At 69.4% G+C, this 13586-nt stretch carries 11 protein-coding genes; 4 read left to right on the forward strand and 7 right to left on the reverse strand.

The window, feature by feature from the left end:
• The first annotated feature begins 126 nt into the window (after positions 1–126).
• From H149_RS0106675 to H149_RS0106690, 4 genes are all read left to right on the forward strand, one after another.
• A complete protein-coding gene (locus H149_RS0106675; protein ID WP_039748278.1) occupies positions 127–1728 on the forward strand; it encodes a flavin monoamine oxidase family protein in 1602 nt (533 codons plus the stop codon).
• Positions 1729–1741: 13 nt separating this feature from the next.
• Positions 1742–2173, forward strand: coding sequence for a c-type cytochrome (locus H149_RS0106680; RefSeq protein ID WP_020648970.1), 432 nt, complete (start codon positions 1742–1744; stop codon positions 2171–2173).
• 2 nt (positions 2174–2175) lie between these two features.
• Positions 2176–2676 carry a RidA family protein gene (locus tag H149_RS0106685; protein WP_436278843.1) on the forward strand — a complete coding sequence of 167 codons (501 nt, stop codon included), beginning with the start codon at positions 2176–2178 and terminating at the stop codon, positions 2674–2676.
• 257 nt (positions 2677–2933) lie between these two features.
• Positions 2934–5423: a TonB-dependent receptor gene (locus tag H149_RS0106690; RefSeq protein ID WP_020648972.1), complete on the forward strand. Its 2490-nt coding sequence runs from the start codon at positions 2934–2936 to the stop codon at positions 5421–5423.
• A 70-nt stretch (positions 5424–5493) separates the two neighbouring features.
• Here the strand turns inward: H149_RS0106690 and H149_RS0106695 are convergent, their stop codons facing one another.
• The 7 genes from H149_RS0106695 to mreC form a co-directional block, all read right to left on the reverse strand.
• Entirely contained in the window at positions 5494–6636 is a 1143-nt protein-coding gene (locus tag H149_RS0106695; RefSeq protein WP_020648973.1) for a D-alanyl-D-alanine carboxypeptidase family protein, read from the reverse strand.
• 95 nt (positions 6637–6731) lie between these two features.
• Entirely contained in the window at positions 6732–7688 is a 957-nt protein-coding gene (locus H149_RS24190) for a septal ring lytic transglycosylase RlpA family protein (protein ID WP_020648974.1), read from the reverse strand.
• Positions 7685–8704 carry a lytic murein transglycosylase B gene (gene mltB, locus H149_RS0106705; protein ID WP_020648975.1) on the reverse strand — a complete coding sequence of 340 codons (1020 nt, stop codon included), beginning with the start codon at positions 8702–8704 and terminating at the stop codon, positions 7685–7687. The genes H149_RS24190 and mltB overlap by 4 nt, the downstream gene beginning before the upstream one ends.
• Positions 8704–9822 (reverse strand): rod shape-determining protein RodA, encoded by a 1119-nt coding sequence (gene rodA / locus H149_RS0106710; protein WP_020648976.1) that lies wholly within the window; start codon positions 9820–9822, stop codon positions 8704–8706. The genes mltB and rodA overlap by 1 nt, the downstream gene beginning before the upstream one ends.
• Before the next feature lie 20 nt (positions 9823–9842).
• Entirely contained in the window at positions 9843–11906 is a 2064-nt protein-coding gene (mrdA, locus tag H149_RS0106715; RefSeq protein ID WP_020648977.1) for a penicillin-binding protein 2, read from the reverse strand.
• Entirely contained in the window at positions 11906–12400 is a 495-nt protein-coding gene (mreD, locus tag H149_RS0106720) for a rod shape-determining protein MreD (RefSeq protein ID WP_020648978.1), read from the reverse strand. Before mreD ends, mrdA begins: the two co-directional genes overlap by 1 nt.
• Complete coding sequence (gene mreC / locus H149_RS0106725; RefSeq protein ID WP_020648979.1) at positions 12397–13545, reverse strand: rod shape-determining protein MreC; 1149 nt, start codon at positions 13543–13545, stop codon at positions 12397–12399. The genes mreD and mreC overlap by 4 nt, the downstream gene beginning before the upstream one ends.
• Between the last annotated feature and the right edge of the window lie 41 nt (positions 13546–13586).

Genomic DNA, 13586 nt, shown 5'->3' on the forward strand with positions numbered 1-13586 from the left:
GTGCGCAGCGGGGCCTCGTCCGGCGGCAGGCGGATTTCCAACTATCCGGGTTCAAACGTTCAGTTTGGTGCAGCCGCAGCGATGCTCGCGGTTGCCCATCCGTAGTCTTCAGAAGGGGAGCGATCGATGAGTTCTGGAAGTGCGCCGAGGGCCATCAGCCGGCGCGAGTTGCTGACGCTGATCGGCAGTGTCGCGGGCAGCGCCGTGTCGTATCAGGCGATGGCCGGCATGGGCCTGGTGTCCGAGTCGAATTACAAGGGGCCGATCAAGCTCGAAGGCAATCCGAAGGGCGCTTCGGTCCTGATCCTCGGCGCCGGGCTTGCCGGCATGGTCGCGGCGATGGAACTGCGCAATGCCGGCTACAAGGTGCAGGTGCTGGAGTACAACAACCGCGCCGGCGGCCGCAACTGGTCGCTGCGCGGCGGTGATACGTACACGGAGCTCGGCGGCTTCACGCAGAAGTGCGAGTTCGATCCGGGCCTGTATCTGAACCCGGGTCCGTGGCGCATCCCGTATCACCATCACGGCGTGCTCGACTACTGCCGCCGGCTCGGCGTCGCGCTCGAACCCTTCGTGCAGGTCAACTACAACGCGATGGTGCATTCGACGCAGGCCTTCGGCGGCAAGCCGCAGCGCTATCGCGAGATCCAGGCCGACTACCACGGCCAGATCGCCGAACTGCTGGCCAAGGTCACGCAGCAGAAGAAGCTCGACGAGCTGGTCAGCGCCGAGGATCAGGAGATCCTGATGGCCTCGCTCAGACAGTGGGGCGCGCTCGACAAGCACTACCGCTACGTGCCGGGCCGCGATTCGAGCGAGCGCCGCGGCTACGAGAAGCCGCCGGCGGGCGGCCTGTCCGGCAAGCCGGTCTACTCGAAGGACATCACCGGCCTCTCCGAGCTGCTGAAGTCGGAGCTCTGGGGTTCGATCGGCGCCGGTCACGGCTACGAGTTCCAGACCACGCTGTTCCAGCCGGTCGGCGGCATGGGCCGCATCGGCGATGCGTTCAAGCGCGAGGTCGGTGATCTGATCCGCTACAACGCCAAGGTCATCAAGATCCACCAGGACCGCAAGAAGGTCACGGTCACTTACGTCGATCCGAAGAGCGGCGGCGCGCCGCAGACGGCGACCGCCGACTACTGCCTGTGCACGATCCCGCTGTCGGTGCTGAGCCAGATCGAGCTCAACGTCAATCCGAAGATGCAGGCGGCGATCAATGCCGTGCCGTACGAGGCATCGGTGAAGGTTGGCCTGCAGTTCAAGCGCCGCTTCTGGGAGCAGGACGAGCACATCTACGGCGGCATCAGCTACACCAATCTGCCGATCCGCCTGATCGGCTATCCGAACACCGATTACCACAGCGCCGGCAAGGGCGTGCTGCTCGGCGCCTACGTGTTCGGGCCGAACGCCTACGAGTTCACCGCACTGCCGCCGGCGGAGCGCGTGAGGAAGGCCTACGAGTACGGGGCGATGATCCATCCGCAGTACCAGCAGGAGTTCGAGACCGGCATCGCCGTCGGCTGGCACCGCGTGCCGTGGACGCTCGGCTGCGCCGGCGCCTGGACCGAGGCGAGTCGTGCGCAGCACTACGACAATCTCTGCCAGCTCGACAACCGTTTCCTCGTCGCCGGCGAGCACGCGTCGTACATCCCGGCCTGGCAGGAGGGCGCGATCCTGTCGTCGCTCGACGCGATCCAGCGTCTGCACCAGCACGTCGTCAACCGCTAAGGAGCCGGGCCAGATGAGCATTCACGCAAAAGCGCTGTTCGCGCTCGTGTTCGCGGCCGTCGCCGGCGGCGCGCACGCGCAGGCCGACCTGACGTCGTCGACCATTTTCAGCAGCGGCTACTCGTTCGAGGAGCAGGACGGCGAGTCGCTGTACAAGGGCATCTGCCAGGGCTGCCACATGCCGGACGCCCAGGGTGCGACCGGTGCCGGCACTTATCCGGCGCTCGCCGCCAATCCGCGTCTGGCGGCCAGGCAGTATCCGATGGTGCTGGTCGTCAACGGTTCGCGCGCGATGCCCGGCTTCGGCCGCGCCCTCAGCGACGAGCAGGTGGCCGCCGTCGTCAATTACGTGCGCACGCATTTCGGCAACAACTACCCGGATAGCGTGGCGCCTGCCGAAGTGCAGGCGCTGCGTCCCAAGACCGCTTCAACAGGAGAGGAATGATGATCAAGAAACTGCTGACCACCGCCGCCCTCGGCGCCACGCTGCTGACCGCCGTGCCGGCTCTCGCCGGCGACAAGGGCGTGGTCATCTACAACCCGAAGAAGGCGCCGATCGCCTCGGCGGTCGAGGTGCCGGCCGGCAAGACCCTGGTGTTCCTGTCCGGCAAGCTGTCGCAGGACATTGTCGACCCGAAGGCGCCGAAGGATTCGCCGGCGTCGCTCGGCAACACCGAGATGCAGACGCTCGGCACGCTCAAGGTCATCGAGGCCGAGCTGAAGTCGATGGGTCTCGGCATGAAGGACGTCGTCAAGATGACGGTGTTCCTCGCCGGCGATCCGGCGATGGGCGGCAAGCTCGACTTCGGCGGCATGATGAAGTCGTACACGAAGTTCTTCGGCACGCCGGAACAGCCGAACGTGCCGGCGCGCTCGACGGTGCAGGTCGCGGCGCTCGCCGGTCCGCAGTTCCTGGTCGAAATCGAAGTCATGGCCGTGCGCCCGTAAGCGCTCGCCAGCGGGCACCAGGACGCGCGGCCGCACGGCCGCGCGTTTTTTTTTGCGTCCGCCGACGCCTCGTCGTGGCCTGCGATTTGCATCTGAGGTAGGCGATGACCCGCCGCGGGCGGGCGATGCAGCCGATCGGTGCGCCCGCCGCAGGCTGCCGTAGGTGCATGCACGTGACCGGTGCGAGCGTGGGCGGCACAGCGAGAGCAGTGACCATCGGAACGGACGGCGAGCGGCAGGCGCGGCGGCGGGCCAGGATGTCCTGGGCCGGTCTGCTGCTGCTCGCGCTGGGCAGCCCGCTCGCGCACGCTGATCTCGCCAGCGAAAGCGATTTCCGCATCGCGCCGCAGTCGCTGGCGACGGCGCTGACCGCGTTCTCCGAGCTGACCCACATCCAGATCGTCACCGCGGCCGCCGACCTGCGCAGCCTGCGCTCGCCGGGCGTCATGCAGCGCGTGACGGCGGCGGCGGCGCTGCAGGCGCTGCTGCGCGGCACCTCGCTGCATTTCCAGGTGGTCGGCGCCGATACCGTGGTGATCGTCGCCGACGCCAGCGAGCCCGCGCCGCCGCCGCCGCCATCCCCCGATGCGTCCGAGCTGATCGACGACCTGCTGGTGATCGGGCACGGCTACACGCGCGCCTCGAACACGCTGGCGCCGCGTGATGCGCCGGCGCGCCTGGGCGGGGCTCCGGCGCAGGCGTTTCTGGCCGAGCTGCCGGGTGTCAGCGTGCAGAACAGCGATCCGTTCGGACTCTACGAATTCGGCAATTCGCTGCGCATCCGCGGCTTCTCGAGCGAGCAGGTCGGGACTTCGCTCGACGGCGTGCCGCTGGAGACCTACGACGTGCGCGACGGCAGTCCGCCGGAGCGCTTCGTCGACAGCGAGGAGCTGTCGACGGTGACCGTCGCGCAGGGTTCCGGCGACGTGATGATGCCCTCGTATCACGCGCTCGGCGGCTCGGTGCGCTATTTCACCGCCGAGCCCGGCGGTGACTGGCACGCGGCGCTGTCCTCGGTGATCGGCAGCAACGACCTGACGCGGCTCTACGCGCGGCTCGACACGCCGCCGTGGTGGGCCGGCGGTCCGATCGCCTACGCGAGCGCCTCGCGCACGCGCGCCGTGCAGTTCGACAATTCGCGCGCGGAAATGGCGGTCGACCACGCCACGTTCAAGCTGCGCCAGGATTTCGCGCTCGGCAGCGCGCTGCTCAGCTACCGCTACGGCCAGCGCGACGATCACGACATGCAGGACTACGACGCGCGCGGCCGCGTCGCGACGAGCTTCGACCTGCTCGAGCGGCCGACCGGCGATGCCGAGCGCGATGCGCTGTACTACGGCTACTGGACCAACGGCCGCACCGACCACCTGCTGAGCCTGCGCTGGGAATCCGAACTGGCCGCCGGCTGGAAGCTGGATGCGCTGCCGTACTTCGAGCACAAGCGCGGCTACGGCTATGCCGGCGTCGCGCCGTCGGCCGCGATCTCGCAATACGACGAGGCGACGTCCGCCGACACCGGCGTGCCCGGACGCACCGACATCGTGCCGTACGACGGCAGCGGCATCACCCAGCGCCTGGAATCGCTCAAAGGCGACCGTCGCGGCCTGACGCTGGGCCTGCGCTACGAGGCCTGGCGCCATACGGTGCAGGCCGGCGGCTGGATCGAGCGCTACCGCTTCGCGCAGGACCGGCCGCTGTACAACGTTGACGACGACGGCCACATCGAGGACGGCGCCGCGCCGATCGTCGTCTATTACGATCGCCACTACGACACGCGGGTCGCGCAGTACTACCTCAAGGACAGCAGCCGCTGGTTCGACGCCCGGCTGCAGCTCGACGTCGGCTTCAAGGGCCTGTACGTCGACCGCGAATTCCACGGCATTCCGAACCGCGATGCGTTCAACCTGCAGCAGCTGGCGCGTATCGCGCGCGTCGACCGCGACGCGTTCCAGCCGCAGCTCGGCCTCACCTATCGGCTCGACGAGGTGTTCGAACTGTTCGGCAATTACGCCGAGAACTTCAGCACCGCGCCGCGCAACGCGATCGGCTCGGTCACCTACGATCCGCGGCTGCGGCCGGAGACCTCGCACAATATCGACCTCGGCCTGCGCGGCCACGGCGAGCGCTTCAGCGCCGCGCTGTCGATGTATTACATCGACTACGCGCATCGCATCCTGACGCTGACCGTCACCAACCCGTACCGGATCAGCGAGGAGGTTTATCGCAACGTCGGCTCGATCCGCACCTGCGGCGTCGAGGCGGCATCGTTCTGGAAGCCGGCGCGCGGCTGGCGCCTCGGCTCGACGCTGTCGCTGAACCGCTCGCGCTTCCAGAGCGACTACGAGCGCTACGACGCGGCGCTGCAGGAAACGATGACGGTGTCGGTGGCCGGCAAGGCGCTGCCGGACACCCCGGACCTGATGGCGAGCCTCGGCGTGCAGTATCGCCGCGGCGGCCTGTCGGCGAGCGCCGAGGCCAAGTACACCGGCCGCCGCTACTCGACCGCGACCAACGACGAGCACGTGCCCGGCAATACCGTGGTCAATGCCGCGCTTGGCTACGAATTCGCGGCGGCGCGCGCGCAGGGGGCCGGCCTGCAGCTGCAGCTCACCGTCCACAATCTCTTCGACGAGCACTACATCGGCTACATCTCGCCGTCCGAGTTCGTCGACAACGACAACCACGGCAGCTTCCGGCTCGGCGCGCCGCGCAGCGTGTACCTGAGCCTGGCGATGGACTGGCGCTGAACGAGCGTGCGCGGCTCGCGCCAACGAAAACGGCGGCCACCAGGGCCGCCGTCGGGTGCCGCGAACGCGCCTACCAGCCGAACCAGAGGCGGATCGTGTCGATCAGGCGGTGGAAGAAGCCGCCCTGCTCGACGTCGGCGAGCGCGACCAGCGGCACGCTCTTCAGCGTCTTGCCGTCGAGCGTGATCGTCGCCGTGCCGAGCGTCTGGCCCTTGGCCAGCGGCGCGACGATTGGGGCGTTGACGGTGGCGGCGATCTGCACGCGCTCGGCGTTGCCGCGCGGCAGCGCGAGCGCCACCGGTTCCAGCGTGCCGATCGCGATGCTGTCGGTCGCGCCCTTGTAGACGCGCGCCGTCTGCGCCGGCTTGTCCGGGCCGAACAGGCTGGTGGTGTCGAAGAAGCGGAAGCCGTAGTTCAGCAGTTCGAGGCTGGCCTGTTCGCGGTAGGCCCAGCTCTTGGTGCCCATCACGGCGGCGATCAGGCGGCGGCCGTCGCGCTGCGCCGAGGTCAGCAGGCAGTAGCCGGCCTCGGAGGTGTGGCCGGTCTTGATGCCGTCGATCGAAGGGTCGCGGCCGAGCAGCAGATTGCGGTTCGGCTGCTTGATCTTGTTGTAGACGAACTCGCGCTCCGAGAACAGCTTGTACCAGTCCGGGAAGTCGTGGATCAGCGCGCGCGCCAGGATCGTCAGATCGCGGGCCGTGGTGTAGTGGTTCGGGTCCGGCAGGCCGGAGGCGTCGGCGAAGTGCGAGTTCTTCATGCCGAGCTTTTGCGCGTACTGGTTCATCAGATCGGCGAACACCGGCTCGCTGCCGGCGACGTGCTCGGCGACCGCGAGCGTCGCGTCGTTGCCCGACTGGATGATGATGCCGCGCATCAGGTCGATCAGCTTCACGCGCGAGCCGACCTGGATGAACATGCGCGACTCGCTGGAGTCGATGCCCTGGCGCCAGGCTTTCTCGCTGATCAGCACCTCGTCGTCCGGCGACAGGCGCTTCTGGGCGATCTCGTCGAACACGATGTAGCTGGTCAGCACCTTGGTGATGCTGGCCGGGGCGACGCGCTGGTCCGGATTGGACGCCGCGAGCAGCTCGCCGCTGGCGTAGTCCATCAGCGCGTAGGCGGTGGCGTCGATGGCCGGCGGATCGGGGATCGCGGCGGCGTGCGCCAGCGGTGCGGCGAAAGCGAGAACGGTGGCGAGTAGCAGCTTTTTCATTGTCGGTACGTCGAAACCTTGTGCGGCGGTACGGGGAACTGCGGGGCCTGCAGTTTACGGCAGCGCACCGCCCCTGTCGGCGGCGCGTGGCGATCTCATTCCTTCAGCCAGAACGCGGCGTAGCCGGCGCCGTGCAGCCAGTCGCGCACGTCCTGGGCGTCGGCCTCGGAGGCGTAGGGACCGATGACGACGCGATGCAGCTTGCCGCCCTGGCCGTCGCGCACGGCGACGCCGGACAGGCCGCGCGCCGCCAGCTCGTCGCGCATCGCCACGGCGTTGATCGGATCGACGTAGGCGGCGACCTGCAGCCAGCGGCCGCCCGGGCTGGAGTCGCCGCGCACGACCTTGGTCGGCGGCGGCCGCGACGGCGCGGCCGCGACCGGATCGGGCAGCGGTTCGGCCGACGCGATGGCGCGGCTGTCGTCGCCCGGCTGCAGCGCCGCGATCTGCACCTCGGCGTGACCGTCGCCGATGATGCCGAGGCGCGCGGCGGCGGCGTACGACAGATCGATGATGCGTTCCGAGTGGAACGGACCGCGATCGTTGATGCGGACCACGGCGCTGCGGCCGTTGTCGAGATTGGTGACGCGCACGTAGCTCGGGATCGGCAGCGTCTTGTGCGCGGCGGTCATCGCGAACATGTCGTAGGGCTCGCCGCTGGCCGTCTTGCGGCCGTGGAATTTCTTGCCGTACCAGGAGGCGCGGCCGCGCTGCGTGAAGCCCTCGGTGTCGTCGAGCACGCGGTAGATCTCGCCGAAGGCTTCGTACTCGGTCGGGTTGCCGGAGCGGCTGCGCGGCTCCCATTTCGGCACCGCGTCCGGCGTGTTGGCGACGTCGGCGGGAATTTCGCCGCGCGTCGGCGCGCTGTCCTTGACGTCCGGTTCGGCGATGACGACGCGCGGCCGCGTGTGGCCGTGCGCGCGGCCGGCCGTGCCGCCGCTGCCGCCGCCGCCGCTCGTCGGCCGGCCGGGCTCCGGTTGCGGCGCCGGGCCGACGCAGGCGGCCAGCGGCAGCAGCGCGAGCGCCGCGGCGAGCGCGCGCCAGCGCCTCATGGCGCGGTCGCGCCGGCGGCGGCCTCGACGCGCTGCGCCAGCTGGGCGACGGCCATCGCGTAGAAGATGCGGGGGTTGTACGTCATGATCGAATAGAAGTTCGGGAAGGCGAGCCAGTACTCGCGGCCGCCGTCGTCGAGCGGCAGCTCGACGATTCCGACCAGCGTGTCGGCCGGCAGTTCCATCGCCGGCGCCAGCCCGGCCCGGACCAGGTCGCCGACCCGGTAGAAGTTGTCGCGCGAATTCGCCACCGCGCCCTTGGGCAGCGCGTCGCCCTTGAGCGTCGCCGGCACTGCCACCGGCTCGCCGCGGCGCCAGCGCCAGTCCGGCTGGTAGTGCGTGAAGTAATTGGCGATCGAGCCGATCGCGTCCGGCAGCGACCACAGGTCGCGCTGGCCGTCGCCGTCATAGTCGAGCGCCAGCCGGCGGTAGTTGCTCGGCATGAACTGCGCGTCGCCCATTGCCCCGGCGTAGGAGCCCTTCGGCTGCAGCGGGTCGAAGCCGGCGTCGCGGCACAGCACGAAGAACTCGGTCAGCTCGCTGAAGAAGAACTTGCTGCGCGTCGGATGATCGAAGCCCTGCGTGGCCAGCGCGTCGAGCACGCGCACGCCGCCGGTGATGCGTCCGTAGCGGGTTTCGATGCCGAGGATGCCGGCGATCACCGCCGGCGGCACCCCGTACTCGAACTCGGCGCGCGACAGTTCCTCGCGGTGCTCGCGCAGCAGCGCCGCGCCGGCACGGATGCGCGCCTCGTCGATGCGGCGCGAGTACTGGGTCCAGGTCTCGGTGCGCTCCGGCGCCTTCTGCTCCTGCGAGATCAGCTGCGGCAGCTGCCTGGCCGCAGCCAGCGCGGCGCTGACCTGCTGCAGTTCCGGTTCGGAAAAGCCGTGGCGCTGGCGCAGCGTGTCGAGCAGCTCCGGCGTGCGCGGGTGGGCGCTGTAGTCGACGCCGTCGGCGGCAGCCGGCAGTGGCGACAGCAGACAGCAGAGCAGGGCGGCGCGGGCGATCGGCCTCATCAGTTGGCGAGCAGCTTGCGGTGGGTATGGATGGACATCAGGATACCGAAGCTCGCGAGCAGGGAAACCGCCGAGGTGCCGCCGTAGCTCACCAGCGGCAGCGGCACGCCCACCACCGGCAGCAGGCCGATGACCATGCCGATGTTGATGAACACGTAGATGAAGAAGGTCATGCCGAGGCTGCCGGCGAGCAGGCGCTGGAAGGTGTCCTGGGCGCGCGCGGCGATCCACAGGCAGCGGCCGACGATCGCCAGATACAGCACCAGCAGCAGCATGACGCCGATGAAGCCCAGCTCCTCGGAGTACACCGCGAAGATGAAGTCGGTGTGCGCTTCCGGCAGGAAGTCGAGCTTGGCCTGCGTGCCGTTGAGCCAGCCCTTGCCGAAGGCGCCGCCGGAGCCGATCGCGATCATCGACTGGGTGATGTGGTAGCCGGCGCCGAGCGGGTCGGACTCCGGATCGAGCAGGGTCAGGATGCGCTGCCGCTGGTAGTCCTGGAGCTGTTCCCAGAGGATCGGCGCGGCGGCGCCGATCGCCAGCAGCGCGCCGATGATCCAGCGCCACTGCAGGCCGCCGAGGAACAGCGCGAAGCCGCCGGCGGCGACGATCAGCAGCGCGGTGCCGAGGTCCGGCTGCTTGGCGATCAGCGCCGAGGGCAAGCCGATCAGCGCCAGCGTGACGAGGATCGTCAGCAGCGTTGGCGGCAGGCGCCGCGTGTGCAGGAAGGCGGCGATCGTGGTCGGCATCGCCAGCTTCATGAACTCGGAGGGCTGGAAGCGGATGATGCCGAGATCGAGCCAGCGCTGCGCGCCCTTGGCGTGGTCGCCGAGCAGTTCGACGAGCACCAGCAGCACGATCGTGCCGAGGTAGGCCCAGGGCACCACGGTCCGATACAGGTCCGGCGGCGCCTGCGCGATCACCGCCATCACGATGAGGCCCAGGCCGACGCGCTGCGCCTGGCTGATGACGCCGTCGATCGAATGCCCGGACGCCGAGTACTGGATGAAGATGCCGATGCCGGCGACTGCCAGCAGCAGCAGCAGCAGCCAGATGTCGATGTGCCAGCTCTCGAGCCAGTCGGCGAGGCCGGGCTCCGGCTTGTCCGGACGCTTGCGCATCGGGTGCAGGACGTCAGCGATCAACGGTCTTCCTCCTCCGGCGGGGCCGCGTCCGGCGTCTCCGGCGCCGCTGGCGCGGCGGCGGCCGGTGCGGCGGACGGCACCGGCTTCTGCAGCATCTGCTGCAGCTCCGGCGGTACCGGCAGGCCCGGCACGATCGACGGGGTCACGCGGCTCGAGGCCTCGGTCGCGTTCTCGTTGCCGTACAGCACGTAGCCGAGCAGATACTGGTCCATGACCTGCCGCGCGATCGGCGCGGCGATCGAGGCGCCGTGGCCGCCGTGCTCGGCCATCACCGCGACGGCGATGCGCGGCGCCTCGGCCGGCGCGAAGGCGATGAACAGCGCGTGGTCGCGCAGGCGCAGCGGCATGTCTTCCTGCTTCGGCGCGCGCACCTCGTCCTGGCGCAGGCCGGCGACCTGCGCCGAGCCGGTCTTGGCGGCGATGCGGTACGGCGCGCTGCGGCCGATCGCGTAGGCAGTGCCGCCGGGTTCCTGGGTGACCGCTTCCATCGCCGCGATCACCGTGTCCCAGTTGGCGTTGTCCTTGAGGTCGATCTTCGGCAGCGGCTCCGGCTGGATCTCGGACAGCTTGCGCGTGATCGGATCCTCGATCGCGTGCAGCACGTGCGGTTTGTAGCCGTCGCCGCGCATGGCGATGCGCGCCGTCATCTGCGCGAGCTGCAGCGGCGTGACCAGCACGTAGCCCTGGCCGATGCCGGTGTTGAGTGTCTCGCCCGGATACCAGTTCTCGCGGCGCGCCTTGCGCTTCCATTCGCGCGACGGGTACAGGCCACCCTTCTCGAGCGGCAGGTCGACGCCGGTCACGTGGCCAAGCCCGAAGCCGGTCATCGCCTCGTGCATGCGGTCGATGCCGAGCATCGTCGCCAGGTTGTAGAAGTAGATGTCGCAGGAGCGCTTGACGCCTTCGAGCATGTCGACCGTGCCGTGGCCGGAGCGTCGCCAGCAGCGGTACTTGCGCGACGAGCCGGGCAGCGTCATCTCGCCGCGGCAGTACTCGGTGTGCTCCGGCGTGACGACGCCGTACTCGAGACCGGCCAGCGCCATCGCCGGCTTGACCGTCGAGCCGGGCGGATAGAGGCCCTGCAGCGAGCGGTTGAACAGCGGCCGCTGCGGATCGTTCAGCAGCGTCTGGTAGGTGCTGTTGTCGATGCCGCCGACGAACAGCTGCGGGTCGAAGCCGGGCTTGCTGACCAGGGCGATGACCTCGCCGTTGCGCGGATCGAGCGCGACGACCGAGCCGAGGAAATTGCCCATCGCCTGTTCGGCGACGGTCTGCACCTTGGTGTCGATCGACAGATACAGATTGCGGCCCGGATAGCCGCGCCGGTAGTCGAGCTCGCGCAGCGGCCGGCCGTAGGCATTGGCCTCGATGATCTTGGCGCCCGGTTCGCCGCGCAGCAGATCTTCCTGGCTCTTCTCGACGCCGTTCTTGCCGATCTGGGTGAGGCCGAGGAACTGGCTTTCGTTGGCGGCGCGCAGCTCCTCCTCGCTGATGCCGCCGACGTAGCCGACCAGATGCGCGGCCGAAGCGCCGAACGGGTAGTTGCGCGTCAGGCCGGCGTTGATCTCGACGCCCGGAAACTGGTAGCGGTCGATTTCGTAGCGCGCGACCTCTTCCATCGTCAGGTTCGAGCGCAGCGGCACGCCGCGGTAGCGCGGCGACTTGCGCACGCGATCCTTGAAGCGGGTGATGTCGGCGTCGGTCAGGGCGACGACGCGCTGCAGCCGCGCCAGCAGCGCGTCCATCGCCTCGCGATTGCCGACCTGCTCCGGCGTCACTTCGAGCACGAAGGCCGGCTGGTTCTGCGCCAGCAGCGAGCCGTTGCGGTCGTAGATCAGGCCGCGCACCGGCGCGACCGGCGTGACGCGCATGCGGTTCTCGTCGGCGCGCGTCTGGTAGTGCTCGTGCTCGACAATCTGCAGGTCGACCAGGCGCACGACCAGCACCACCACGCCGACCAGGCAGAACAGCACGGCGACCCCGGCGCGGCGCAGGAAGGCGTCGCGCTCGGCGTGGACGTTCTTCAGCGCGTCACGACGCCGCTTGCCGAACAGGGTCATCAGTCATCGTCTCCGCCGGGCTGGCGGATCAGTTCCATCACGCTCCACAGCAGCGGCCAGAACAGCGTCGTCGAGATCGCCGGCAGCCAGCGCAGCCAGATTTCCGGGCGATGGTTGGTGGCGCCGTCGATCCAGAACATCAGGAAGCAATACAGCACCCAGGCCGGGATCAGCGCGAGCGTCGCCTGCCAGAGCGGGAACATGATGAAGAAGCTGCGCAGGCGCACGACCAGATACACGACCACCACCAGGCCCAGCGCGTGCTGGCCGAACGGTGCGGCGTACAGCACGTCGAGCATCAGGCCGATCAGAAAGGCCGGGATCAGCGACGGCAGCTGCGGCTCGCGCAGCGCCCAGTAGGACAGCATCAGCGGCATCCACAAGGGACGCGCCGCCGACAGCGAATCGGGCAGCTCGACCAGCTGCAGCAGCAGGCCGACGATCAGGCTCAGCAGGAAGGCGGCCCAGACGGCCTGCGGACTCGGACGGCTCATGGCTTCCTGGCCGGGGGATCCGGCTTGCGGGTCGGGGCCGGGGCCGCTTTCGGGGCCGCCGGCTTCGGCGCCTCGGCCTGCGCCGTGCCGGCGGCCGCGCCGCCATTCGGCGTGGCGGCCTTCGGGGCGGCCGGCGTGGCGGTCGGCGGGGTGGTCGCGGCACCGGTCGGGCCCGGTGAGGTGGTCGCGGCGGGCGGCGTCGCGGCGGCGGGCGCGTCGGCGCCGGCGGCACGCACGGCGGCGTCCGGATCTTCCTGCACGGCCGCGCGCTCGGCGGCCGCGGCGGCTTCCGCCTCGGCCTGCGCGCCGCGGTTCCAGACCAGCAGCGCCTGGCGGCCCTGGTTCAGCTTGGCAGCCGGATAGGCGTAGGCCTCCATGAAATGCTCGCCGGCGACCGGCTTGACGTCGTAGACGATGCCGACTGGATAGCCGGCCGGAAAGCGGCCGCCGAGCGAGGACGAGACCAGCAGGTCGCCGTTCTTGATGTCGGCGTTCGACGGCAGGAACGGCAGGCGCAGGCCGCGCTCGTCGCCGAGGCCGACGGCGATGGTCTGCAGGCCGGTGCGATTGATCTCGACCGGCATGCCGTGATCGGGATCGGTGACCAGCAGCGCCTTGCAGCTGTTCGGCGCGACGTCGACGACCTGGCCCATGACGCCGTGCGCGTCGACCAGCGCCTGGCCGATGTAGATGCCGTCGCGCGAGCCGCGGTTCAGCGTGATCTGGTGGCGGTACGGGTCCTGGTTGACGGCGACGATCTCGGCGACCAGGACCTGGTCCGGCAGCTGTGCCGACGAGGCCAGCAGCTCGCGCAGGCGCCGGTTCTCGGCTTCCAGCGCCTCCATCTTCGACAGCTGCGCCGAAAGCACGAATTGCTGCGCCTTGAGCGTCTCGTTCTCCTGCTCGAGGCTGTTGCGCGTGTCGATGCCGCGCGCGAGGTTGACCAGGCGCGCCGGCACCGCGGCCAGCCAGATCACCGGCGTCAGCGCATAGGCCGTCCACGCACGCGCCGGCTTGAGCGTGTCGCCGCGCATGTCGTAGAAAATCAGGGTCAGCGAAAGGCCGATGAGGAACAGCGTCCGCAGGCCGAAACCGGGGCCGCGCGGGAACAGCGGTCGGTGGTAGGAGTCGTGCAGCGAGTTCAAGGGCGCGCCGTCAGGCTTGCGAGATGGTTAAAAACTGGCCG

This window comes from Solimonas variicoloris DSM 15731 (genome assembly GCF_000382285.1).
GTDB classification, from domain to species: domain Bacteria; phylum Pseudomonadota; class Gammaproteobacteria; order Nevskiales; family Nevskiaceae; genus Solimonas; species Solimonas variicoloris.